General features: G+C 64.6%; 27 protein-coding genes. 9 read left to right on the top strand and 18 right to left on the bottom strand.

Annotated elements, in window-relative coordinates; translation table 11 throughout:
- Positions 1-40 precede the first annotated feature (40 nt).
- Positions 41-973, bottom strand: a complete 933-nt coding sequence (locus tag EGJ09_RS09475; protein WP_046786027.1) for a LysR family transcriptional regulator — start codon at positions 971-973, stop codon at positions 41-43.
- Positions 974-1,103: 130 nt separating this feature from the next.
- Between EGJ09_RS09475 and EGJ09_RS09480 the strand changes: the two genes are divergently transcribed.
- Positions 1,104-1,373 (top strand): DUF2790 domain-containing protein, encoded by a 270-nt coding sequence (locus tag EGJ09_RS09480; protein ID WP_115275533.1) that lies wholly within the window; start codon positions 1,104-1,106, stop codon positions 1,371-1,373.
- Position 1,374: 1 nt separating this feature from the next.
- On the opposite strand, the gene EGJ09_RS09485 is transcribed toward EGJ09_RS09480, so the two are convergent.
- Complete coding sequence (locus EGJ09_RS09485) at positions 1,375-2,070, bottom strand: tRNA (adenine(22)-N(1))-methyltransferase TrmK (protein ID WP_125923679.1); 696 nt, start codon at positions 2,068-2,070, stop codon at positions 1,375-1,377.
- Positions 2,071-2,308: 238 nt separating this feature from the next.
- Here EGJ09_RS09485 and EGJ09_RS09490 point away from each other — a divergent pair, with 238 nt between their 5' ends.
- The 5 genes from EGJ09_RS09490 (at position 2,309) to EGJ09_RS09510 (ending at position 4,924) form a co-directional block, all read left to right on the top strand.
- Complete coding sequence (locus EGJ09_RS09490) at positions 2,309-2,563, top strand: AlpA family transcriptional regulator (protein ID WP_125923680.1); 255 nt, start codon at positions 2,309-2,311, stop codon at positions 2,561-2,563.
- Between the two features lie 187 nt (positions 2,564-2,750).
- A complete protein-coding gene (locus EGJ09_RS09495) occupies positions 2,751-2,963 on the top strand; it encodes a hypothetical protein (RefSeq protein WP_125923681.1) in 213 nt (70 codons plus the stop codon).
- A 223-nt stretch (positions 2,964-3,186) separates the two neighbouring features.
- On the top strand, positions 3,187-3,357 hold the full coding sequence (locus tag EGJ09_RS09500) for a YhfG family protein (RefSeq protein WP_119687129.1): 171 nt from the start codon (positions 3,187-3,189) through the stop codon (positions 3,355-3,357).
- 137 nt (positions 3,358-3,494) lie between these two features.
- On the top strand, positions 3,495-3,968 hold the full coding sequence (locus EGJ09_RS09505; RefSeq protein WP_305955516.1) for a Fic family protein: 474 nt from the start codon (positions 3,495-3,497) through the stop codon (positions 3,966-3,968).
- 122 nt (positions 3,969-4,090) lie between these two features.
- Positions 4,091-4,924 carry a hypothetical protein gene (locus tag EGJ09_RS09510; protein WP_125923683.1) on the top strand — a complete coding sequence of 278 codons (834 nt, stop codon included), beginning with the start codon at positions 4,091-4,093 and terminating at the stop codon, positions 4,922-4,924.
- 34 nt (positions 4,925-4,958) lie between these two features.
- Here EGJ09_RS09510 and EGJ09_RS09515 read toward each other — a convergent pair whose 3' ends face one another.
- Genes EGJ09_RS09515 through EGJ09_RS09525 form a run of 4 tightly spaced genes read right to left on the bottom strand, consistent with a single transcriptional unit; the run spans position 4,959 to position 6,048 of the window.
- Positions 4,959-5,264: a hypothetical protein gene (locus EGJ09_RS09515; protein ID WP_119687132.1), complete on the bottom strand. Its 306-nt coding sequence runs from the start codon at positions 5,262-5,264 to the stop codon at positions 4,959-4,961.
- On the bottom strand, positions 5,261-5,506 hold the full coding sequence (locus EGJ09_RS09520) for a hypothetical protein (protein ID WP_125923684.1): 246 nt from the start codon (positions 5,504-5,506) through the stop codon (positions 5,261-5,263). Before EGJ09_RS09520 ends, EGJ09_RS09515 begins: the two co-directional genes overlap by 4 nt.
- Entirely contained in the window at positions 5,503-5,655 is a 153-nt protein-coding gene (locus EGJ09_RS26435) for a hypothetical protein (protein WP_158621131.1), read from the bottom strand. The genes EGJ09_RS09520 and EGJ09_RS26435 overlap by 4 nt, the downstream gene beginning before the upstream one ends.
- 57 nt (positions 5,656-5,712) lie before the next feature.
- Entirely contained in the window at positions 5,713-6,048 is a 336-nt protein-coding gene (locus EGJ09_RS09525) for a hypothetical protein (RefSeq protein WP_125923685.1), read from the bottom strand.
- A gap of 144 nt (positions 6,049-6,192) precedes the next feature.
- Between EGJ09_RS09525 and EGJ09_RS09530 the strand changes: the two genes are divergently transcribed.
- Both EGJ09_RS09530 and EGJ09_RS09535 read left to right on the top strand, forming a co-directional pair.
- Positions 6,193-6,552 carry a RidA family protein gene (locus EGJ09_RS09530; RefSeq protein WP_012314719.1) on the top strand — a complete coding sequence of 120 codons (360 nt, stop codon included), beginning with the start codon at positions 6,193-6,195 and terminating at the stop codon, positions 6,550-6,552.
- A gap of 154 nt (positions 6,553-6,706) precedes the next feature.
- A complete protein-coding gene (locus EGJ09_RS09535) occupies positions 6,707-8,707 on the top strand; it encodes a U32 family peptidase (RefSeq protein ID WP_115274640.1) in 2,001 nt (666 codons plus the stop codon).
- Positions 8,708-8,895: 188 nt separating this feature from the next.
- Here the strand turns inward: EGJ09_RS09535 and EGJ09_RS09540 are convergent, their stop codons facing one another.
- From EGJ09_RS09540 to EGJ09_RS09550, 3 genes are all read right to left on the bottom strand, one after another.
- Positions 8,896-10,278: an aspartate aminotransferase family protein gene (locus tag EGJ09_RS09540; protein ID WP_125923686.1), complete on the bottom strand. Its 1,383-nt coding sequence runs from the start codon at positions 10,276-10,278 to the stop codon at positions 8,896-8,898.
- Between the two features lie 22 nt (positions 10,279-10,300).
- Positions 10,301-11,791, bottom strand: coding sequence for an aldehyde dehydrogenase (locus tag EGJ09_RS09545; protein ID WP_115274638.1), 1,491 nt, complete (start codon positions 11,789-11,791; stop codon positions 10,301-10,303).
- Between the two features lie 69 nt (positions 11,792-11,860).
- Positions 11,861-12,709: a helix-turn-helix transcriptional regulator gene (locus EGJ09_RS09550; protein ID WP_119687137.1), complete on the bottom strand. Its 849-nt coding sequence runs from the start codon at positions 12,707-12,709 to the stop codon at positions 11,861-11,863.
- A 123-nt stretch (positions 12,710-12,832) separates the two neighbouring features.
- Here EGJ09_RS09550 and EGJ09_RS09555 point away from each other — a divergent pair, with 123 nt between their 5' ends.
- Positions 12,833-13,744 carry a LysR substrate-binding domain-containing protein gene (locus EGJ09_RS09555; RefSeq protein WP_125923687.1) on the top strand — a complete coding sequence of 304 codons (912 nt, stop codon included), beginning with the start codon at positions 12,833-12,835 and terminating at the stop codon, positions 13,742-13,744.
- A gap of 48 nt (positions 13,745-13,792) precedes the next feature.
- Here the strand turns inward: EGJ09_RS09555 and madM are convergent, their stop codons facing one another.
- Genes madM through mdcA form a run of 9 tightly spaced genes read right to left on the bottom strand, consistent with a single transcriptional unit; the run spans position 13,793 to position 21,087 of the window.
- Positions 13,793-14,557 (bottom strand): malonate transporter subunit MadM, encoded by a 765-nt coding sequence (gene madM / locus EGJ09_RS09560; protein ID WP_012314725.1) that lies wholly within the window; start codon positions 14,555-14,557, stop codon positions 13,793-13,795.
- Positions 14,558-14,562: 5 nt separating this feature from the next.
- Positions 14,563-14,964, bottom strand: a complete 402-nt coding sequence (gene madL, locus EGJ09_RS09565) for a malonate transporter subunit MadL (protein WP_115274637.1) — start codon at positions 14,962-14,964, stop codon at positions 14,563-14,565.
- A gap of 60 nt (positions 14,965-15,024) precedes the next feature.
- Positions 15,025-15,945: a malonate decarboxylase subunit epsilon gene (mdcH, locus tag EGJ09_RS09570; RefSeq protein WP_125923688.1), complete on the bottom strand. Its 921-nt coding sequence runs from the start codon at positions 15,943-15,945 to the stop codon at positions 15,025-15,027.
- A complete protein-coding gene (locus tag EGJ09_RS09575) occupies positions 15,942-16,556 on the bottom strand; it encodes a malonate decarboxylase holo-ACP synthase (RefSeq protein ID WP_125923689.1) in 615 nt (204 codons plus the stop codon). Before EGJ09_RS09575 ends, mdcH begins: the two co-directional genes overlap by 4 nt.
- A gap of 1 nt (position 16,557) precedes the next feature.
- Positions 16,558-17,349, bottom strand: a complete 792-nt coding sequence (gene mdcE, locus EGJ09_RS09580) for a biotin-independent malonate decarboxylase subunit gamma (RefSeq protein ID WP_046786020.1) — start codon at positions 17,347-17,349, stop codon at positions 16,558-16,560.
- On the bottom strand, positions 17,346-18,194 hold the full coding sequence (locus EGJ09_RS09585; RefSeq protein WP_125923690.1) for a biotin-independent malonate decarboxylase subunit beta: 849 nt from the start codon (positions 18,192-18,194) through the stop codon (positions 17,346-17,348). The genes mdcE and EGJ09_RS09585 overlap by 4 nt, the downstream gene beginning before the upstream one ends.
- The gene (locus EGJ09_RS09590) at positions 18,187-18,486 is read right to left on the bottom strand and encodes a malonate decarboxylase subunit delta (protein ID WP_012314731.1); all 300 of its coding nucleotides are present in this window, start codon (positions 18,484-18,486) and stop codon (positions 18,187-18,189) included. The genes EGJ09_RS09585 and EGJ09_RS09590 overlap by 8 nt, the downstream gene beginning before the upstream one ends.
- A 1-nt stretch (position 18,487) precedes the next feature.
- Positions 18,488-19,426, bottom strand: a complete 939-nt coding sequence (locus EGJ09_RS09595; protein WP_256658423.1) for a triphosphoribosyl-dephospho-CoA synthase — start codon at positions 19,424-19,426, stop codon at positions 18,488-18,490.
- Positions 19,426-21,087: a malonate decarboxylase subunit alpha gene (gene mdcA, locus EGJ09_RS09600; RefSeq protein ID WP_125923691.1), complete on the bottom strand. Its 1,662-nt coding sequence runs from the start codon at positions 21,085-21,087 to the stop codon at positions 19,426-19,428. The genes EGJ09_RS09595 and mdcA overlap by 1 nt, the downstream gene beginning before the upstream one ends.
- Between the last annotated feature and the right edge of the window lie 276 nt (positions 21,088-21,363).

Here is a 21,363-nt window from a genome sequence, read left to right on the forward strand (position 1 = left end):
TCAGCGCTCTGAGCCTGCCGGTGACAGGGCCGGCATCGACTCAGCGCCAGTACTGCGTGTCATCGACAATCTGTTCATGCCCTGCAAACAGCGCCGGCAACTGCTCCTTGAGGTAATCGATCCAGGTCCGCACCTTGGCATCCAGATAGTGCCGCGACGGGTACATTGCGTACAACGCACACTCACGCAACCGGTAAGGTGCCAACAACCGCCGCAAGCGCCCTTGCTCGATCGCCTGGCTGGCCGTGTAGAACGGCAGCAGCCCGATGCCCATGCCCAGTTCACTGGCCACCAGCATCGCGTCGGCGACGTTGGTCAGGAAGCTGTCGCGCGGCGCGATCACGCAATGGTCCAGCCCTTGGGGAAACACCCAGTCGCCCTCATACATCGGGTACGCCATGCGCAGGCAGCGGTGCTCATGCAGGTCTTCGGGCCGCTCGGGCACACCATGGGCCTCCAGGTAACTGGGCGCGGCGCAGGGGATGCTGAAGATGGTACCCAGCGGCACAGCGATCAGCTGCGAGTCGGGCAACGCGTCGTCCACGGTGATCACCACATCGTGCCCTTCGGCCAACGGGTCGGGGTTGCGCTGGGACAGGGTCAGCTCCACCACCACCTCCGGGCATAGCGCGTTGTAGCCGGCCACCAGCGGCATCAGCAACAGGCCAAGGCCGTGCGGGCAATGCAGGCGCAGCCGGCCACGGGGGGTCAGGTGCGCGCCACGCGCTTCGCCCACCGCCTCTTCGGTCAACAGCATGATTTGCCGCGAGCGCTCCAGAAACCGCTCGCCGGCCTCGCTCATGCGCAAGCGCCGGGTGGTGCGGTGCAGCAGGCGAGTCTGCAGCTGATTCTCAAGCTCGGCGACGATCCGCGATACCTGCGCGGCTGAAATGTCCAGGGCATTGGCAGCCGCAGCGAAGCTGCCGCACTCCACTACCCGGGTGAAGGTGCGCATGGCGTGCAGCATGTCCATGGGGCTCGGCTCCTTGTTCGTTCTTATTCGTACGTTCCAGGCAGGAATCTATCACGGCTTAGCCCATTTATTGTGCACAGCCAAACAATACATCATTGGTAAAACATTGAAGAAGGAGCCTGCCATGAACATCAAACGCTCGATCGCGCTGCTTGCGCTCTCTGCCACCTTCGCCTCGTTCGGCGCCTTGGCCGCCCCAGGCGCCGCCCAGCCGGCCGCCAACGACAGCGCCAACTACGAATACGGCATGCCGCTGGATGTAGCCAAAGTGGTGTCGATCTCCCCGGCCAGCAACATTGCCGATTGCCAGGTGGGCACCGCGCACATGGTCTATGTCGACCATCAGGGCCAGACCCACGAGGTCAACTACCAGGAGATGGGTAACTGCTCGCAGCAGTGATTCAGGCCAGCACCTGGGTGATCCAGCCAACCTGCCTGGCAAAGTCCTGCAGCTTGTGTTGCGCGATCGCATCCCGGGCACGTTCGAAGTTGGCCAAGGTCTGCTGCTTCTGACGCAGCATGCGTTGCCATTTAGTGAGGAACGCCGGGCTTTTCTCCCGCATCAGCACCGGGCCGAAATACAGCTCTTCGGCGCTATAGACGACTGCCTCGCCCGGCTCGGCAACGATGATCTCGTAGTCGAAACGGTTCTCGCGCAACACCTCTTCGCAGACAATCCGGTAGCCGTTGGCCATCAGCCAGGCCCGTAGTTCACCCTCACCGCCATTGGGCTGCAGGATCAACCGCTCGCTGCCGCTCAGGCGTGCCTTGCCCCGCTCCAGGATTTCGCACATGGTGTCGCCGCCCATGCCGCAGATACTCACCGCCGAGATGCGGTCCTGCGCCTGGATCGCCTCCAGGCCATCGGCCAGGCGGATGGTGATGCGCTCCTGCAGGCCGTTGCGGCGTACATTGCGCTGGGCCGAAGCATACGGCGTTTGCGCCACTTCCCCGGCCACACCTGCTTCGATCGCGCCACGCAGCGCCAGCGCCACCGGCAGGTAGCCGTGGTCCGAGCCGATATCGGCCAGGCGCGCGCCTTGCGGCACATGCGCCGCCACACGCTCCAGGCGCATCGACAATGTCTGTTCGTTCAACTCAAGCCCCTTGCTCAACAATCGGCGCGATTCTGACCGCCGTGGCGCGGTATTACAATGCGCGCGGGCCAAGCGGTGCCCTGTGGCTCGACCCCTGCGCCGTGCTCGCGTAGGCTTGCGGCTTTCCTTCCGTCGCAAGTGCACCCTCGCCTACCTCACCCCGCCTAGTACGGTGATCTCAGCGCAAGCCACCTGATTGCATACCCTCAAATGCATTACCAGCGCGGGAGCGACCAAGATGAGCCAAGCCGAAGTCACTGAAAGCCAACGCACCGTCGATGAACTGCTGCCCACCCGCCTCGTCGAGAAGGCGACTGGCCTCGAACGCCAGACACTGGTGCGTTTGCCGGGCTTCCCGCGGTTCGTGGTGCTCTCCATGCGTGCCGATGGTCGGCCGGCCAAGATCGCTTGGCTGAAAAGCGAGGTCGATGCCTGGATCCTCGCCCGCGCAGCGCAGAGGAAACCCACCCAGGCACCTACAGAACCCGCATGAACCGTATTTGCTTCACCACGACAGTGCCGTAAGAGCGCAGCGACACCCCCAGTCCGCTTGGCGTTGGACCCTAGGCGGGGGCGTGTTTTGGGCGGCGTTCGCGGCGCTGTTCGCCTGGATAGCTGACGCCACACCGACGAACATCATGGCCGCTGGTGCATATGGCTTCGCGGCTTGCTGCATCCTCATGCCAGTTTCGTTTGCCTGGAGCTGGGTGGTGCGCAACGTTCAGCACTTCGCCGAAGCGTTCGCGGCGCTACTGGTGGGCGCGCTGCTGTGGGCACATGTATGGCTTCTGGCGTACGTGCTGATGGGGCTGGAGTTTGGTCTGTACTCGATGCCGAACATTGCGGGCTGGTTGCTGGTCAGCCTGTGGTTGTTCATGCGACGGGTCAGGTAGGCGTGGGTTTAGCTTTCGACGAGGTATGGCATGGCAAGGCCGGGAGGGGCATGCCGGGGCCGGGCGTGGCAAGGGCTGTAATCAGCGGTTAGCACATTGACAGCAGTGTGCTCCCCGGTGGCATCAGTCACCACCAGCGGCGTCGATTGAAGGGCACAGGCGGTATCCCAGTAGTGCAAATAGATCGGCTACAATCGCAGTACAAGCAGCCAAAGGTATGGATATGGAAAAGCTCAGTTTGGAAGCCAAGAAAGCGTGGTTCGCCAAGCACCGCAAGGCCAACTATGCAGCCAGCCTGCGCCTTGAGGGTGTATGGGTGCAGAAAGGTGAAGACGAGATCAAGCTGCCAACCCGTGCCGCAGCGCTCAAGGCTGTGCGGCAGATCAAGGCTTGAGGCGGGACAAGTACGGTTCCGGCCAAGACACGGACTGCTATCCGGGCACGGACGTCCTAATCAACCTGCTCGACTTGCGCGACCCTGACGACTTAGAGGACGCCGAGCGCTATCTTAGCGCAGTGGCAGCATCCACCATGGAGTTCACGCCACCGCCCTACAGCCTGAACTCCCTCAAACAAATCCACCGTGCTCTGTTTTCTCAGGTCTATAGCTGGGCCGGCGAGGTCCGTTTCAGCGCGATCAGCAAGGACGAAACCCGCTTCTGTAGCCCCGAGCGCATAGCGCCGGAAGCGGCAAGGGAATTCACGAAGATGGGTGCTGTTGGATGGTTTGAAGGGTATTCGCGAACCGACTTGGTGGTTGCAGTAGCGGAGTCTTACGGCACACTAAACGTTGTGCACCCTTTTCGGGAAGGTAATGGGCGCACACAGCGAATCCTGTTTGAGTGGCTCATTGTCAATGCCGGATACTCTATCAACTGGGAGCTGGTGGATAGCGAGGAATGGGTCAATGCCAATATACGGTCTTACCTTGGTGACGACGGGTGGCTGGCTCACATATTCGACCGATGCATCGGAGAGCCGATCACAGAGAGTGAGGCATTGTAGATGTTCCCTGCGCGGTATACCTCTGCACATGTGCCAAGCCGAGAGTAGCGGACGCCTGCCCCCTGCCGCTATGATCGCTGGCTATTTGCCACGTAATGGTCGCGGTGCTGGTGGAGAGGGTAATGGCAGGATTGTGGGAACCATCGGCGGGCGTGTTCTGGAGCACACCACCCGTTGTGCCTGAACCGGCGCTACCGCTGTCGACAGAGATCACTATTGGCGTGATTGTCGCCGTCCTGGTGACCGCGCTGCTGAAACTCTTCGCGCTCTACTGCTGGCCGAAGCGCTGGCGTGTGCGCAACCACCTCGGGGCAATCGGCACCGCACTTACGCTGTCCTACTTCGCCTTTGTGCTCCCACTGATCGGGGGCCGCGTCGACTCACTTATGACCATGCCCTTGAACGAGGTCGGCGACTTCCTCGCCGGTGCTTTCGGGCCGGTAGCATTCATGTGGTTGGTGCTGGGCTTTCTGCAACAAGGTGAGGAACTGCGCCAAGGCACCGAAGCGCTCCAGCTGCAGGCCGTAGAGTTGAGGAGCATGGCGGAAGCCGCAAGCCAGCAGATCGAGGCGCAGCGAGAGGCGTTCGAGCACCAACTCGACGAGAAAGACCGAGCGCTTAGGGCTGTCTTCACAGCCAAAGTCAAGATGGTTACGGGTGGCACTGGGCACATGTCGAACACCATAAACCTCACGAACACCGGGGCCAACGCCTACGACGTTGAGGTTTCTTTTGAGCCACCTTTCCCTGACTGGAGCGGTGGGTATCTTGATGGCATCCGCACAAACAGCAGCGCTCAGTTCTCGATTCATATTCGACCGGAAGACCGCCACCGAGAGGGCATTATGCTTGTGGCTTACAAGGACGCCGAAGGTAGGACGCGAGCTGAGAGCTTTGACTACTCGCTGTTTGACGACTGGATCATGATCGCAAAGACACAATCCACGTCTGGGTGACGGCGCCATCCCTAGCGCCACATGTGCACATCAGTCATCCACCATCTTCCCACGTGGTGCAGGCTTCTGACTTTCCCTGACGGCAGGCCAGGCGCTCGGCGCGAGTGAGCTTCAGCAACCAACTGAGCAGTGTGCCCTCCGCCTCAGGTGCAGAGCGGCACTCAACAATGGACGGCCCCTTCTCGTCGGTCACGCTGCTGATGTTCCACACCGGTCGTGGCAAGTGCACAGCGAACACGTCGCCAGTGCCCCGCTCGATCTTGGCGCGTCTGGTGTCAAGGCTGTGCAGCTTCGCGTCGAGGCGCAACTGCTGTAAATGTTCATGCGTGGAGTGAGTCACGATGCAATACCTCCATTGAGGGCGTCCAGCTGGGCGCGCATATGGTCGAGTTCGGACTTGCGGGCGTTGGACTGGAGGCGACTGTCAGCGGACTTGAGGCGCTGTAGTGCTGCGTGCGCATTTCGCAGTGCAAGGCGTGCGACTTCGCGTTCGGCATCCAAGAATTTCTGCGCGTCCATCAGTTCGTCGACGCGTTTCTGTGCGGCCTCAATGGCTTGTTGTGCTTCGCCGTAGGGGTTCATTTGCGGGCCTCCCGCTGCTGGATGGCTTGCTTCAAACGGTCGAGCGGGCCGCGTTTGCCAGCCGTGACCAGGGGAATCAGCGTGACCTTGACCGCGTTGCGGGCTTTAGTAACGACCTTGTCCAGGGCCTGCCACGCCTTGCTGTGCATCAGGGCGTTAGCATCGCGGAGGATGAGCTGGCCGGTGATTTCGTCGCGTTCGTGGAGCTATTCAGGGGTCAGCACATGCGTGACCTTGACGGAAGTGAATTCGCCTTTCTGCTTTCCCGGTGCCCATCCAAGGCGACCAAGCTCGACGCGCACTGGGTCATCGGTCTGCTGCGACTGCGCGATGGGGGCGGCGATTGAGAGCGGACCGCCAGGATAGGTGCGGTTCGGCATAGGTTCGCCAAGGGCATCGAGCTTTGGCGACAGGCTTTGGCGCAGGCCTGGCAAGCGGTATTTGATCAGGTCCAGTATCGAGTTGGGACCTCGGGCGTGGGGGTCATTCTCGCTGGCGATGTTCGACAGCAGTGTCACCGGCTGCGCCAGCGTTCCAGCCATCTGGCGGGTGTACCACGTACACATCCATCATTTGGTAATATGATGTAGTCACGGCAAGCGCAACCCCCGTTTCTGTTGGCTAAAATCGACAGTCTCGGAAAGTCAGGCGAAAATTCTTACTTCCGTCGCAAGGCAAAACACTTTATGGCCAACATTATCTTCACCCCGGATTCCGATGCCGAGTCCATTTCTTCCGACGTCGCCGAGTTCAACGGCGTGCTGGTCACCACCCAGATTCCAGCCGATCTGGACGGCGATATCGTGCAGCAGAGCGAAAGTACCCTGCAGGCACTGAAAGAGGCCTTGGAAAAGGCCGGCAGCGGCATGGACCGCGTCATGCACCTGACCATCTACCTCACCGACATGGCCGACCGCGCCGCCTTCAACGAGGTGTACCAGCGTTTCTTCAGCAAGCCATGGCCGGTGCGCGCTGCCGTGGGCGTGGCGGCGCTGGCGTACCCGCAAATGCGTGTCGAAGTGACCGCGATGGCGGCCAAGGGCTGACACAGCGGTTGCCTCACCGCCAGGGGCTGCAAAGCGGCCCCAACCCAAGCGGGAAGCCGTACCGGCAAAACACCTCTGGGCAGCCAAAGCATGCCACCCGCCCATTTCCCCGCTACAATGCCGCCCTACCGTGACAGCCCGAACCTATAACGACATGTCCCTTCCAAAGAATCACCTGGAACTGCTCAGCCCTGCCCGTGACGTGGCCATCGCCCGTGAAGCGATCCTGCACGGCGCTGACGCCATCTACATCGGTGGCCCGAGCTTCGGCGCACGCCACAACGCCTGCAACGAAGTGGGCGAAATCGCCGAGCTGGTAGAATTCGCCCGGCGCTACCACGCCCGCGTGTTCACCACCATCAACACCATCCTGCACGACAACGAGCTGGAACCGGCGCGCAAGCTTATCCATCAGCTGTACGACGCCGGCGTCGATGCGCTGATCGTGCAGGACCTGGGGGTGATGGAACTGGACATCCCGCCTATCGAGCTGCATGCCAGCACCCAGACCGACATCCGTACCCTGGAACGGGCCAAGTTCCTCGACCAGGCCGGCTTCTCCCAGCTGGTACTGGCCCGTGAACTGAACCTGCAGCAGATCCGCGCCATCGCCGCCGAAACCGACGCGGCCATCGAGTTCTTCATCCACGGCGCGCTGTGCGTGGCCTTCTCCGGCCAGTGCAATATTTCCCACGCCCAGACCGGCCGCAGCGCCAACCGTGGCGACTGCTCGCAGGCCTGCCGCCTGCCGTACACCCTCAAGGACGACCAGGGCCGTGTGGTGGCGTTCGAGAAGCACCTGCTGTCGATGAAAGACAACAACCAGACCGCCAACCTGCGCGACCTGGTCGATGCCGGCGTACGCTCGTTCAAGATCGAGGGCCGCTACAAGGACATGGGCTATGTGAAGAACATCACCGCCCACTACCGCAAAGAACTCGACGCCATTCTCGAAGACCGCCCGGGCCTGGCCCGCGCCTCCAGCGGCCGCACCGAGCACTTCTTCGTACCCGACCCGGACAAGACCTTCCACCGCGGCAGCACCGACTACTTCGTCACCGACCGCAAGGTGGACATCGGCGCCTTCGACTCACCAACCTTCACCGGCCTGCCGGTAGGTGTGGTGGAAAAGGTCGGCAAGCGCGACCTGCAGGTGGTCACCGAAGTGCCACTGACCAACGGCGACGGCCTCAACGTGCTGGTCAAGCGTGACGTGGTGGGCTTCCGTGCCAACATCGCCGAGCCGCGTGGCGAGTTCGAAGAAGACGGCCACAAGCGCTACCGCTACCGGGTCGAACCCAACGAGATGCCCGAGGGCCTGCACAAGCTGCGGCCCAACCACCCGCTGTCGCGCAACCTGGACCACAACTGGCAGCAGGCCCTGCAGCGCACCTCGGCCGAGCGCCGGGTAGGTGTGGAGTGGCACGCCGTGCTCACCGAGCAGCGCCTGATGCTCAGCGTCTGCAGTGAGGAAGGCGTCAGCGTGCAGGTCGCCCTGGATGGCCCGTTCGGCGCAGCCAACAAGCCGCAGCAGGCCCTGGACCAGTTGCACGACCTGCTCGGTCAGCTGGGTACCACGATGTACCACGCCAATGCCATCGTGCTGGACGCACCGCAGGCGTACTTCATCCCCAACTCGCAGCTCAAGGCCCTGCGCCGCGAAGCCATCGAGGCGCTGACCGAGGCGCGCATCAAGGCCCACCCGCGTGGCGGGCGCAAGGCCGAGACCACGCCGCCGCCGGTGTACCCGGAGTCGCACCTGTCGTTCCTGGCCAACGTCTACAACCAGAAGGCCCGCGACTTCTACCACCGCCACGGCGTGCAATTGATCGATGCTGCGTACGAAGCGCACGAGGAGCACGGCGAAGTGCCGGTGATGATCACCAAGCACTGCCTGCGTTTCTCGTTCAACCTGTGCCCCAAACAGGCCAAGGGTGTGACCGGCGTGCGCACCAAGGTGGCGCCGATGCAGTTGATCCAGGGCGATGAAGTGCTGACCCTGAAGTTCGACTGCAAGCCGTGCGAAATGCACGTGGTCGGCAAGATGAAGAGCCACATCATCGACCTGCCGACACCCGGCAGTGCGGTGGCTCAGGTGGTCGGGCACATCAGCCCGGAAGACCTGCTCAAGACCATCCCGCGGGCACCGCACTGAGGGTGACACGCCCCTGTGGCCTGTAGGAGCGGCCTTGCCGGGGCGCCGGACCGGTCGGAAAGGGCTGCGAAGCGGCCCCAGCTGACCAGCAGCGATGCAAAAACCTGGGGCCGCTTCGCGGCCCTTTCGCGACACAAGGCCGCTCCTACAACAACCGCGAGACCTGCGCAGCGGCCGCCTTTACACCATCACAGAATCCCCAGCCCCCGTGCCGTCCGGTCCACGGCAATGCGCGTCTTGTCCACCAGCTCATCGAGCTCGCCATGCGTGGCCACCAGCGCCGGCGCCATGATCATCCGCCCCAGCGTCGAACGGATGATCACACCTTCCTCGAACCCGTAGGTGCGGCACTGCCAGGCCAGGTCGTTCTCGTTGGCGTAACGCTTGCGGCTGCCCTTATCCTCGGCGAACTGCAACGCCGCCACCAGCCCCGCGCCCTGCACCTGGCCAATCAACGGATGGTTGGCAAACGCCTCACGCAGGATGCGCTGCAGGTACGGGCCGGTATCGTCCTTGACCTGGCGCACGATGCCTTCGTCGCGCAGCGCCTTGAGGTTGGCGATGGCCACTGCGGCCGCCACCGGGTGCCCGGAATACGTCAGGCCGTGGGCGAATACCCCGCCCCGCTCCACCAGCGCTTCGGCGATGCGCTTGCTCAGCACCAGGCCGCCCATGGGCACGTAACCCGACGTCAGGCCTTTGGCGATGGACAGGGTGTCCGGCTCGAAGCCAAAGTACTCGTGGGCGAACCATTCACCGGTACGGCCAAAGCCACCGATCACCTCGTCGGCGCACAGCAGCACATCATACTGGCGGCAGATGCGCTGGATTTCCGGCCAGTAGCTTTCTGGCGGGAAGATCATGCCGCCCGCGCCCTGGAACGGCTCGGCCACAAAGCCTGCGACATTCTCTGCGCCCAACTCGAGGATCTTCTCTTCCAGCTGCAAGGCGCAGCGGCGGCCGAACTCGGCCGGCGTCAGCTCGCCACCCTCGGCGTACCAGTACGGCTCGTCGATGTGTGCCACATCCGGAATCAGCCCGCCCATCTCGTGCATGAACTTCATGCCGCCCAGCGCTGTGGCGGCCAGGGTCGAGCCGTGGTAGCCGTTCCAGCGGCCGATCATGACCTTCTTGTTCGGCTGGCCGACCACCTGCCAGTAACGGCGCACGGTGCGGATCAACACCTCGTTGGCCTCGGAGCCGGAGTTGGTGTAGATCGCGTGGCTGTAGTGCCCGGGCAGCAAGCTGAAGAGCAGTTCGGACAGCTCGATCACCGCCGGGTGGGTGGTGTGGAAGAACATGTTGTAGTACGCCAGCTGGTCCATCTGCGCGGCGGCGGCGGCAGTCAGGTCCTTGCGCCCGTAACCCAGCTGGGTGCACCACAGCCCGGACATGCCGTCCAGGTAGCGCCTGCCGTCGTTGTCCCACAGGTACAGGCGTTCGCCGCGGGTGATGACCCGTGGGCCTTCGGCGTTGAGCGCCTTCTGGTCTAGGAAAGCGTGGATGTGGTGGGCCGCGTCGCTGGCCTGGTAGTCGCGGGTGTCGCGTTGCGGCTGGAAGGGTGCGTTCATTGTTGTTCTCCGTGAGTGAGGGTCAGCGCAGCTGGAACCAGGTGGTCTTGAGCTGGGTGTACTTGTCGAAGGCGTGCAGCGACAGGTCGCGGCCAAAGCCCGACTGGCGGCCGCCGCCAAAGGGCACCGCCACATCGAGGGCATCGACCGTGTTGACCGAGACGGTGCCCGCCTTCAACTGCCGGGCCACCCGGTGGGCGCGGTTGAGGTCGTCGCTCCACAGCGAAGCGGCCAGGCCATAAACGCTGTCGTTGGCCAGGCGTACGGCCTGCGCTTCGTCGTCAAAGGCAGTGATCGCCAGCACCGGGCCGAACACTTCTTCGCGGGCCAGGGCCGAATCCGGGCGCACGTCGGCGAACACCGTCGGCGCGATGAAGTTGTTCGAGCCGTTGAAGGTCAGCCGCTGGCCGCCGCACAACAGGCGTGCGCCGTCGCCCTGGGCCTGCTCGATGGCAGCCATGACACGTGCGCTCTGGGCGTCGTCGACGATGGCACCGGCGCGGCTGGCCGGGTCCAGGGGGTCGCCGGGCAGCCACTGGCGGGCCTTGGCCAGCAGGCGCTCGACGAACTCGTCGTGGACCGAGCGCTGCACATACAAGCGCGAATTGGCAGAGCACACTTCGCCCTGGTTGAAGAAGATGCCGAAGGCCGCTTTCTCCGCTGCCAGGTCCAGGTCCTGACAGTCGTCGAACACCAGGTTCGGGCTCTTGCCGCCACACTCCAGCCATACCTGCTTGAGGTTGGATTGCGCCGAGTACTGCATGAAGTACTTGCCCACCTGGGTGGAGCCGGTGAACACCAGGCAATCCACATCCGGGTGCAGGCCAAGGGCACGGCCAGCGCTTTCACCCAGGCCCGGCACCACGTTCAGCACACCTTCGGGCACGCCTGCCTCAAGCGCCAGTTGGGCCAGGCGCAGGGCCGAGAACGGCGACTGCTCGGCGGGTTTGAGCACCACGCTGTTGCCGGCGGCCAGCGCCGGGGCGACCTTCCAGGCAGCCATGTCCAGCGGGAAATTCCACGGCACCACGGCGCCGACCACGCCCAGCGCTTCGCGCGTGACCGTGGCCAGGGCATTGCCTGCGGTTGGCGCGACCTGATCGTAGACCTTATCCAGCGCCTCGCCGTACCAGGCGAATACGTTGGCCGCGCCGGGCACATCGATGGTGTAGGCGTCCATCACCGGCTTGCCCATGTTCAGCGAGTCGAGCAACGCCAGCTCCTCGCGGTGGGCCATCATCAGTTCGGCCAAGCGCAGCAACACGCCCTTGCGTGCCGCAGGTGCCATGCGCGCCCAGGGGCCTTGCTCGAAGGCGCGACGCGCCGAACGCACAGCCTGGTCGATTTCGGTATCGCCGCAAGCGGCGACCTGGGCCAGCAACTGCCGGTTGGCCGGGTTGATGGCATCAAAGGTCACCCCTGACTGCGCCGCCAGCGGGCGGCCGTCGATCAGCGCCGTGGTGATGAAGCTTTGCCTTGCAGCGCGCTGCTGCCAATCGCTTTTCGTATGCACGCAGGTCTCCCTTGCGGCCGCGCGGGCGGCCGGTTGCAGTTGTTGTAGGTCTGGGTGGACGTGGCGCCGTCAGCGCCTTCGCAGGTAGCTTTCCAGCGGGTCCTTGCTCAAGCCTTCCTGGGCCTGGGCCAGCGAATCGATGAACAGCGAGAACAGCTCTGACTGCTTGGCGATGTCGAGCTTGGTGTAGAGGTTCTTGCGGTGGGTCTTGACCGTGTCTTCACTGATGCCCAGGCGCTCGGCCAACGAGCGCGTGGAGTGGCCGCGCAGCAGGTACTGGGCGATGCGGCACTCGCGCTCGGTGAGCAGCGAGGAGCCGAAGTTGTTCAGCGCGGCGTTGATCTGCCGGCCCAGGGCACTTTCGAAGCGCCCGCCCACGGCATCGACATCCAGGTGGCTCCACTGGCGCCGCACCACGGCCACCACCCAGGGCGCCACACATTTGAGGTCGCTGACCTGCTGACGGTCCAGGCGTCGGGTACTGGCCAGGGCCACGGCGATGGTCAGGTGTTCATCCAGAGGGACGATGAAGTTCAGTTCGTCCTCCAGGTGTGCGTGCTGGTAGAACGACAGGTAGTACTCGCTGCGCTTGAAATGGTCGGGGGCAACGTCGCTGAGGCGAAAGCAGCCGGCAGCCACACCGTCCATGCAGGCACGGTAGAACGGGCACAGCAGGTAGTAGCCTTCCAGGTAGCGCTGCACGTTGCCTTCGGGCAGCCATGGGCCCTCCTCGTCCTTGACGAACAACGCCGAGGGCAGGCCCTTGCGTGGGTAAAGAAACACCGTGATGGCCTGGCACGGCGCAAGCAACTTGAGCGCGGCGAACAGCGCCTCGACGAAGCCCGGCGTGCCTTGGGCGTCGATGACACGGGCCATCTGCGCGTACCAGTCGGGCGATTTCAGCCGGTCTTTGCTCATTGTCGTCGTCCCATGCCGGGGTGGTCATGGTTGGGATTCTTGCATGGGATGCCGGGGGCGGCCATCACCCTTCGGGGTGAGGTTGTGGCATGCTCTGCAGCTCTTTCATTTCAGGGCCTGAACATGCTGATCGACGAAGAACTGACCCTGAAAAAACTCGAGACCTTCCTCGCCTTCATGCGCAGCGGCAACCTCGGGCGCGCCGCCGCCGAGTTGTCCACCAGCGCGGTCAGCGTGCACCGGGCCATTCATTCGCTGGAAAGCGCCCTGCGCTGCCCGCTGTTCAAGCACGAAGGCCGTCAGCTGATTCCGCTGGAAAGCGCCTATGTGCTGGAAAAGAAAGCCCGCCAGTTGATCCAGGACGCTGAGCAGATGGTGCGCCAGACCCGCGAGGCGGCTGGTTTCTACGCCGAGCGCTTCCGCCTCGGGGCCCTGTATTCGCTGACCGTGAAGACCGTGCCCAAACTGGTGATGGGCCTGAAGCTGCGGCGCAGCGAGCTGAACATCGACCTGACCCTGGGCTCGAATGTCGACCTGCTGCAGCGGCTGAAGAACCATGAACTGGAAGCGGTGCTGGTGTCGCTGGATGAAAGCGCGGCCGACCCTGCCTGCGAGCAATTGCCGCTGTTCTCCGACGATATCTACCTCGCCGTGCCCACTGATTCGCCGTTTGCCGAGCAGCAGGAGGTGGACCTGGCGGACCTGGCCGAGTCCACCTTCATCACCCTGACCCAAGGCTTTGCCACCCACCGCGATGGCGCACGGGTGTTCCAGCAGGCCGGGTTCGAGCCGAAGGTGGCGATGCAGGTGAACGACATCTTCACCCTGCTCAGCATGGTCAGTTCGGGGGTGGGCTTTGCACTGTTGCCGGGGCGCATTGCTGCGGTGTACGAAAACCGGGTGAAGCTGATTGCGCTGCAGCCGCGTTACCGGCTGCAGCAACATATCGGCGTGGTGTTCCTCAAGGCCCGGGAGCGCGAGCCCAACCTGCTGGCGCTGCTGGCGGAATGCCGAATGTACAGCCGGGAAAACTGAGCGGCGCACACCGCGGCGGTTCGCCAGAACCACCGCGACAAAGCCGGCCTACGCCACCAGGCCACGCATGCAGAAGTACAGCAGCGAAGGCCCCAGCAGGCAGCCCAAGGCGGTGTAGAACGCTGCGGTCAGGCAGCCATAGGGCACCAGCTTGGGGTCGGTCGCCGCCAGCCCACCGGCCACACCGCTGGAGGTGCCCATCAAGCCACCGAAGATCACCGCAGTGCGCGGGTTGTTCAAACCGATCATCGGTGCCACGAACGGCGTCACCACCATGACCAGGATCGCTTTGACCAGCCCGGCGGCAATCGACAGCGCCATCACCTCGGAGCTTGCGCCAATCGCAGCGCCCGTCACCGGCCCGACGATATAGGTCACTGCCCCGGCGCCGATGGTGGTCAGGCTGACCGCATCGGTGTAACCAAAGGCCATGGCCACCCCTACCCCTGCGACGAACGAGGTGCCGATGCCGAAGAACAGCGATATCACCCCGGACACCCCGGCGCGCTTGAGTTCTTCGATGTTGACGCCAAAGGCCGTGGCGACGATGGCGAAGTCCCGCAACATGGCCCCGCCCAGCAGGCCGATGCCGGACAGCAGCGGAATGTCCACCAGCCCTTTTTGCCCGCCCGTCATCACCCCGCCGACGTAAGACAACGCCAGGCCCAGGAAAATAGCGATGGCAGAGCCGTGCAAACGCCCGCGGGTCAGCTTGTCGGAGAACCAGTAGGACAGCCACATGGTCACGCCGATCACCGCGAAACCACTGACCAGGCCATAACCGTTGATCACTTTCATCATGGATTCGTACATGGCGGTCACCGTTGCGAAGCAGTCAGGGGTTTGTCGGTGCCCGCCTCAGGCTTCTTTTGCCCGATGCGGTCCAGCAGCGGCACCATGGCAAAGCTTGCGACCACCGCCACGACGCCTGCCGTTATCGCCATCGGCCCACCGGACAACGCGCCCAGTACATTCTGCTGGGCGGCCATGGCCACCACGATGGGGATGTAAATGGCGCTCCAGAATTCCACGCCCTGTTCGGACTTGGCCTTGATCAGGCCACGCTTGTTGAGGTAACTGCCGATGAAAATCAGCAGCAGCATGGCGATGCCGACACCGCCGACGTTGGCAGGTACGCCCAGGAGCTTGCCCAGGAGTTCACCGATAAACAGGCCTACAAGGGTACACAGGGCCAGAAAGGCCACACCGTAGATGATCATTGTTGTTGTCCTCGCGTTGGGTCGAAGTTGCTTGTTGTTGTCCTTCGAAAAACACGGCATTTATGGGCGCTGGCTGACCTCCTGACGCAGCAGGGCGTCCACTGTATCGAGTCGGGTTTGCTCCAGGGCAAGCACGCGCCCCTGTTCGAACACCGGGCGGGCCAGGCCGGTCAGCACGCTGCCGGGCGGTAGCTCCAGGTGCAGGCGCACGCCGCGCTCATAGGCGTTGCGCAACGTAGCACGCCAGTCGACGAGCCGGGCCATGTTGCCGGCCAGGTCGTCACGCAGGCGTTGCGGCTCGAACAGCGGCCGCGCGCTGCTGCCACTGAGGTAGGTGATGCGCGGGCGGTTGATCTTAACGCTGGCAAACGCGTGTGCCAGTTCGGCCGCCGGGCCGTCGAGCAAGCGGCAATGGGAGGGCACGCTGACCGCCAGGCGCCTGGCCACGCCCTGGCCACGGTTGCGCGCCCTGGCGGCAACCTCGGCCATGGCCGTGTCGCTGCCGGCGATGACGATCTGGTTATCGCTGTTGAGGTTGGCCAGGTACACCTGGCCGCCCACCTGCGCCAGCAAGCGCTCGACACTGGCCAGATCCAGGCTGCTCAAGGCGGTCATGCCGTAGCCTTGGGGGTAGGCACGTTGCATGAGCTCACCACGCAGGGCCACAAGGCGTACGGCATCGGTAAATGCCAGGGCGCCCGCGGTGACGGCGGCAGGGTAGGCGCCTATCGACAGCCCTGCCACATAGTCGGGCGCCGGGCTGCGTTGCAATAACGTGCGCGCCCAGGCCACCCCGGCCAACAGCAGGCACAACTGCACGGCCCGGGTCGATTGCAATGCCTGCTGGCTGTCCAGGGCCAGCACCTGTTCATTGAGGGTGTCACTGGCCTCTTCCAGCAACACTGCCGAGCCTTCGGGCAGGCGATGCAGCATCCCCGCCTGCTGCGCGCCCTGGCCAGGGAAGGCGAACAGGCTGCTCACGCTGCGCACTCCAGCAGGTTCCACGGGTCGGCCACCAGCCGTGCGCCAAGCGCCGACTTGAGCAGCACGCGCTGCCCCACCCCGGCCCATTCGCGAAGGGCGATGCCACCTGCAGGGGTTTGCAGTTGCACGTCGATACGGCAAGGGCCGCAGTCGAGGCTATCGAGCAACTCACGCGCCTTTGCCCGGCTCATGGGCCGCGGTGTGCGTAGCAGCAGGTCGAGGTCGCTGGCCGCGTGCAGCACCTCAACCCCTGTAGCCAGCTGGTAACCCACCCCGCCCGTCGGCCCCCAGGCCAGCCCGCAGGCGTCGAGCACAGGGGCCACGCTGGCCAGCGCCTGTAGCGCGGCCCAGGGGCTCGCGCCCTGCCCGCGCAAGGCTTCGGCGCGCAGTTGCCGGCGAATGTCCGCCACGCGCATCTGAACACCCAGGCGCTGCGCGCGCCCCTCCCCGCGCAGCCCCACCGCCACCCAACCTGCCGCGCCGCAGGCACGGCGCACCACCACCGGCTGCCCGGCCGCCAGTACCTGCGTGGCCCAGGCAGGGGCATCGACAGGCAGCGCGGCCGGGGTCATCCCCCAGAGCAGGTCATGTGGCTGCGGCGCGCTCATCTCAGGCCTCCTGCCACTGGCTGCGCAAGCGTGCACGCACTTCGCGGGACGCACTGCGGTGCTCGCCGGCCAACCGTGACGTCAGGTCGGTCGTGTTGCCGATATCGCGCAGCGCTTCGGCCAGGCACGCACGCACCTGGGCCAGATCGCTTGCGCTCGGGGTATCCGCGTTGTCCACACTCAGGCGCCGCCACAAAAGACCCAGCGAGGCATAGCTGGCCAGGTCGTAGGCCATCGGCGGCACCTCGGCGGCCAAGGTTTCCAATTCTTCGACGCTGCGCAAGGTGATCCGCGCCGCCGCCGCCTTGCCCATCGCGTGCACCATCACCCCGCTGTCATCCAGTGCAATCAGCCGCTGGGCCTGGTAGCCGTGGGCCAGAAACGCACCGGACATGGCCTTGCCCACCAGCAGGCCGATGACCGGGTGCCCGGCCAGGCGTGCCTGGGCATAGGCCTGCACCGCAGCGGCCAGCGCCTGGTGGATGCCCAAGGCTTCCTCGCGGCGGCCATAGGCCTGGCTGGGCACATCGATGACCGCGACGATGGCGCGCTTCTCGCCATCGCGGTCCAGCTCAATCGCCTCGCTCACCGCCTTGGCCAAGGCCCAGCCTTCGAGCAGGCCGACTTCACCGTTGCGCGCCCGGGGGAACGGGTTGTGCGCATCCGGCACCACGGCAATGAAGCGCGCCGTGCGGTTGTCCAGCTCGCCGTCGATGACCCGCAGCGAGGCGGGATATCCTGGCAGTGCTTCGCTGCCGGCCAGGCCTGGCAGCCAGTTCAGGGCACGGTTCATGAGGCATCTCCTTGGTAAAGGGCGCGTACGGCGGCGGCGTCCAGTTGCGGGCAGTCATTGCCCAGGCTGGCAAGCCGCTCGAGGTACCAGGCGTGGCGGCCTGCACGGTTGGCGCTGGGTACGTCGAGCAACTGCAGCAGCTGCTGGCGAATGCTGTCGACGTCATCGGCCACATAACCATCCACCAGGCCGCTGGCATATCGCTGCTCGCCACCGGTCAGGCTCCAGATGAAGGGGCGGTCCTTGGCGTCGTACTCGGCGATGCCAGCTTCCTGCTCGATCACCTGCGGGCCGTTGAGGCCCAGGCGCGCCTCACGGGTCACCAGCAGGTGGCTGCACAGCCCCGCTGCGATGGACATGCCGCCAAAGCAGCCCACCGAGCCTGCGACCAGCCCGACCACCGGCTGATGGCGGCGCAGCTCGACGATGGCCGCCTGGATCTCGGCGATCGCCGCAAGGCCCAGGTTGGCCTCCTGCAGGCGCACCCCGCCGGTCTCCAGCAGCAGCACGGCGCAGGTCGGGATGCCGTTGCGGTTGTCTTCTATGGCCAGCTCCAGCGCACCGGCAATCTTGGCCCCGCCCACTTCGCCCATGCTGCCGCCCTGGAACGCGCCTTCGATGGCGGCGATGACCGTGTTGCGGCCACCGAGCAAGCCCTTGGCGATGACCACGCCGTCGTCGGCCTGGGGCACGATGCCCTGGCGCGGCAACCACGGCGACATCAGCCGCTCGAACGGGCCTAGCAGTTCGCGAAAACTGCCTGGGTCGAGCAAGGTGCGGGCACGCTGGCGCGCTCCCAGTTCGACGAAGCTGCGGCTCTGCAGCAAGCGTTCGGTGTCAGTCATGGGCGATCTCCTCGAAACCTTGCTCAAGGCGCAGGCGTACCACGCCAGGCGTGGCGCCGAAATCATGGATGTCGATGTTCACCGCCGGCCACGTGCGCCCTTGGAACAGGCGCTGGAACAGTTGCTCCCAGCGGGCGCCGCTGCCGTTGACCGAGGTCACCACCTGGATGTTCAGGCTGCCGGCCGTGCCGGGCTCCATCAGGACTTCCAGGTCGCCCGAGCTGACGCAACCCACCAGGGTGCGGCCACGGCCAGGCTCGGCGGCAGGGAATTGAAAGGTCAGGGTTTCCATGTCACAGGCTCCCGGCTTTGTCGAGGAACAGGCAGGCGGCCAGCAGGTCGGCGGCACCGCCCGGTGAGGCGTTCAGTTGCAACAGTTGGGTGTCCAGCAGGCGCAAGTGGCGGCGGCCGTCGAGGGTGGCACTGCCACCGGCAGCGAGCACATGGCGTGCGCCCTGTTGCAGCGTTTGCAGGCCCTCGGGGCCGGCGCGCCAGAGCACGCAGGTGTCACTCAGCGCGGCCATGATCGCCAGCAAGGCATCGAGGCGTGCGTGGTTTTCGCTGACACCGTTGGCGCGGCTGCGGCGCAGTTGCGGCAGGCCGTGTTCGATCACGGCAGGAAAGCCCTGTTGCGCCTGTTCGCGGGCACCGCCGGCGCCGTAACGGTGGCGCACCTGGGTGCCGTGGCTGTCGTGGGCGGTGGCGGCCGGGTCATCGATCAGGGCGATGCGCCCGGCACGGGCTGCGACGGTACTCGCGTCAGCCCGGGCATCCAGGGCCCGGGCGGCCACCAGCAAGCCAAGGGCCCATATCGCGCCGCGGTGGGTATTGACCCCGGCGGTGGTGGCCAGCATCGCAGCCTCCCCTTCACGGCCGATACGGCCCAGCTCGATGCGCAGCGCCAGGCCAACCTCGCCATGGGCCTGGGCGGCGTCGGCCATTTGCCGCAAGCAAGGCCAAAGGGCAAGCGCCGAGGCATGCATAAGGGCCAGCGTCATGTCGCTGTGCGCGCCGCTGCTGCGCCGGTCCACCAGGCCGGGCTTGGGTGACAGGTCGGCCTCGTCCAACAGGGCTTCAACGGCCAGGTCGGCCAGCCGGTCGGCAAGGGATATTGCGTTTTCAGGTGCCGGCCTGATCGCCGGCAAGCCTGCCCCCACAGGGATCGGGCAGTTTTCAAGCGGGCGGCCGGCCCGGTGAAGGGGACCATAGGGTTGCAGATCGAATAGTTGCATCACCAGCTCCTGAACCGTGCGGGCGGGTTGTACAGGCCACCGGACCACTCCACCAGGTCGGCGATGCTGCGCGCAGCGAGCAGTTCACGGCTGGCATCGGTACGGCGGATGCCCAGGTCTTCGGGCAAGGCCACCAGGCCTTGCTGGCGCAAGCGCAAGGTGTCCTTGGGGTCATGGCGCAAGCCGATGGCGGTGACCCCGGCCACGGCGGCGATCATCTGCTGGCGCTCTTGCAGGCTGCGGGCCTTGTACAGGTACGCGATACCCTCTTCGGTCAGCAGGTGGGTGACGTCATCGCCGTAGATCATCACCGGTGCCAGCGGCATGCCGACCTTCTTCGCCACGTCCACGGCGTCCAGGGTTTCGACGAACGTCGGTTTGCCGCCTTCCTGGTAGGTTTCGACCATCTGCACCACCAGCTTGCGGCCGCGTTCGAGCAAGGTGTCGGGCACCGTCATGTCGAGCCAGGCCGGGGTGGCGTGGCGCCTGCCGCGGGGGTCGTGGCCCATGTTGGGTGCGCCGCCGAAGCCGGCCAGGCGGCCGCGGGTGACGGTCGAGGAATGGCCATCACCATCGACCTGCAAGGTGGCGCCGATGAACAGGTCGACCGCGTACTGCCCGGCCAGCTGGCACATCATGCGGTTGGAGCGCAGCGAGCCGTCGCGGCCGGTGAAAAACACGTCCGGGCGTTGCGCGATGTAGTCTTCCATGCCCAGTTCGGTACCGAAGCAATGCACGCTTTCGACCCAGCCGGTCTCGATGGCCGGGATCAGCGTGGGGTGCGGGTTGAGCGTCCAGTTGCGGCAGATCTTGCCCTTCAGGCCCAGCGACTCGCCGTAGGTCGGCAAGATCAGCTCGATGGCGGCCGTGTTGAAACCAATGCCGTGGTTGAGCGACTGCACGTTGTGTTTTTCGTAGATGCCGCGGATGGCCATCATCGCCATCAGCACGTGCACCGGTTTGATGTGCCGTGGGTCGCGGGTGAACAGTGGCTCGATGTAGAACGGCTGGTCAGCGACCACCACGAAGTCCACCCAGGAAGCCGGAATGTCCACGCGCGGCAGGTCGTCGACGCGGTCGACCAGCTGGTTGACCTGGGCGATCACCAGGCCATCGCTGAAGGCGGCCGGCTCCACCAGTGCCGGGGTGTCCTCGGTACTGGGGCCGGTGTACAGGTTGCCGTCACGGTCTGCCATGAACCCGGCGACCAGGGTTACATTGGGGATCAGGTCGACCAGCAGGCGCGAATACAACTCGATGTAGGTATGAATGGCGCCGACTTCGAGCAGGCCGTCTTCCAGCAACTGGCCGATGCGCAGGCTCTGCGGGCCGGCGAAAGAAAAGTCGAGCTTGCGGGCGATACCCCGTTCGAACAGGTCCAGATGCTCGGCACGGCTGACGCTGGGCATGATCATGTGCAGGTCGTGCAGGCGCTCGGGGTCGGCCTTGGCCAGCGAACGGGAGAGGAAGTCAGCCTGCTTCTGGTTGTTGCCTTCGAGCACCACCCGGTCCCCTGGGGCGATCAACAGCTCCAGTGCCTCGACGATGCGCTCGGTTGGCAGCACCACACCGTCGGCCAGGTGACGGACCCGCTCCAGGCGGCGCTGCTTCTCGGCGCGCCGCCTGGACCATTGCGGCGGTGGATTCTTCGTTATGGTCATGGGTGACTCCACGGGTTCGCTGTCGTGGGGGCACAGTAGGACGCGGGGGTTGGGTGATCAATCAAGCTGGGGGCGTGATCGTTACGGTCAGGGTAATGGTTGCAAGAGGGTTGCCTGCAATGCGAGACCCTGAAAAACTCAAAGCCGTAGCCATGGCAAAAACGCACGCCTCACCTGCAGATATATCCATTGTGCAGGGCAATTTTGCATGACAGGATCCACCGATCCTCCAGCGCACTCCAGACTTCACTTGGAAAATCAATAACAAAGCAGGGA

The sequence above is a fragment of the Pseudomonas sp. p106 genome, from assembly GCF_003936645.1.
Taxonomy (GTDB): Bacteria; Pseudomonadota; Gammaproteobacteria; order Pseudomonadales; family Pseudomonadaceae; genus Aquipseudomonas; species Aquipseudomonas putida_E.

Excerpts from the sequence above, each read along its gene's own strand:
- mdcE (WP_046786020.1), bottom strand. The coding sequence starts at position 17,349 with ATGAACCGTGCCCTGAACTGGCTGCCAGGCCTGGCCGGCAGCGAAGCA.
- EGJ09_RS09540 (WP_125923686.1), bottom strand. The coding sequence starts at position 10,278 with ATGAACGCACCCTTCCAGCCGCAACGCGACACCCGCGACTACCAGGCC.
- EGJ09_RS09510 (WP_125923683.1), top strand. The coding sequence starts at position 4,091 with ATGGCAGGATTGTGGGAACCATCGGCGGGCGTGTTCTGGAGCACACCA.
- mdcA (WP_125923691.1), bottom strand. The coding sequence starts at position 21,087 with ATGACCATAACGAAGAATCCACCGCCGCAATGGTCCAGGCGGCGCGCC.
- EGJ09_RS09495 (WP_125923681.1), top strand. The coding sequence starts at position 2,751 with ATGCCAGTTTCGTTTGCCTGGAGCTGGGTGGTGCGCAACGTTCAGCAC.
- EGJ09_RS09595 (WP_256658423.1), bottom strand. The coding sequence starts at position 19,426 with ATGCAACTATTCGATCTGCAACCCTATGGTCCCCTTCACCGGGCCGGC.
- EGJ09_RS09550 (WP_119687137.1), bottom strand. The coding sequence starts at position 12,709 with ATGAGCAAAGACCGGCTGAAATCGCCCGACTGGTACGCGCAGATGGCC.
- madM (WP_012314725.1), bottom strand. The coding sequence starts at position 14,557 with ATGTACGAATCCATGATGAAAGTGATCAACGGTTATGGCCTGGTCAGT.
- EGJ09_RS26435 (WP_158621131.1), bottom strand. The coding sequence starts at position 5,655 with ATGCACAGCAAGGCGTGGCAGGCCCTGGACAAGGTCGTTACTAAAGCC.
- EGJ09_RS09555 (WP_125923687.1), top strand. The coding sequence starts at position 12,833 with ATGCTGATCGACGAAGAACTGACCCTGAAAAAACTCGAGACCTTCCTC.
- EGJ09_RS09530 (WP_012314719.1), top strand. The coding sequence starts at position 6,193 with ATGGCCAACATTATCTTCACCCCGGATTCCGATGCCGAGTCCATTTCT.
- EGJ09_RS09505 (WP_305955516.1), top strand. The coding sequence starts at position 3,495 with ATGGAGTTCACGCCACCGCCCTACAGCCTGAACTCCCTCAAACAAATC.
- EGJ09_RS09490 (WP_125923680.1), top strand. The coding sequence starts at position 2,309 with ATGAGCCAAGCCGAAGTCACTGAAAGCCAACGCACCGTCGATGAACTG.
- EGJ09_RS09575 (WP_125923689.1), bottom strand. The coding sequence starts at position 16,556 with ATGAGCGCGCCGCAGCCACATGACCTGCTCTGGGGGATGACCCCGGCC.
- EGJ09_RS09525 (WP_125923685.1), bottom strand. The coding sequence starts at position 6,048 with ATGGCTGGAACGCTGGCGCAGCCGGTGACACTGCTGTCGAACATCGCC.
- EGJ09_RS09500 (WP_119687129.1), top strand. The coding sequence starts at position 3,187 with ATGGAAAAGCTCAGTTTGGAAGCCAAGAAAGCGTGGTTCGCCAAGCAC.
- EGJ09_RS09475 (WP_046786027.1), bottom strand. The coding sequence starts at position 973 with ATGGACATGCTGCACGCCATGCGCACCTTCACCCGGGTAGTGGAGTGC.
- EGJ09_RS09590 (WP_012314731.1), bottom strand. The coding sequence starts at position 18,486 with ATGGAAACCCTGACCTTTCAATTCCCTGCCGCCGAGCCTGGCCGTGGC.
- EGJ09_RS09535 (WP_115274640.1), top strand. The coding sequence starts at position 6,707 with ATGTCCCTTCCAAAGAATCACCTGGAACTGCTCAGCCCTGCCCGTGAC.
- EGJ09_RS09520 (WP_125923684.1), bottom strand. The coding sequence starts at position 5,506 with ATGAACCCCTACGGCGAAGCACAACAAGCCATTGAGGCCGCACAGAAA.
- madL (WP_115274637.1), bottom strand. The coding sequence starts at position 14,964 with ATGATCATCTACGGTGTGGCCTTTCTGGCCCTGTGTACCCTTGTAGGC.
- EGJ09_RS09585 (WP_125923690.1), bottom strand. The coding sequence starts at position 18,194 with ATGACTGACACCGAACGCTTGCTGCAGAGCCGCAGCTTCGTCGAACTG.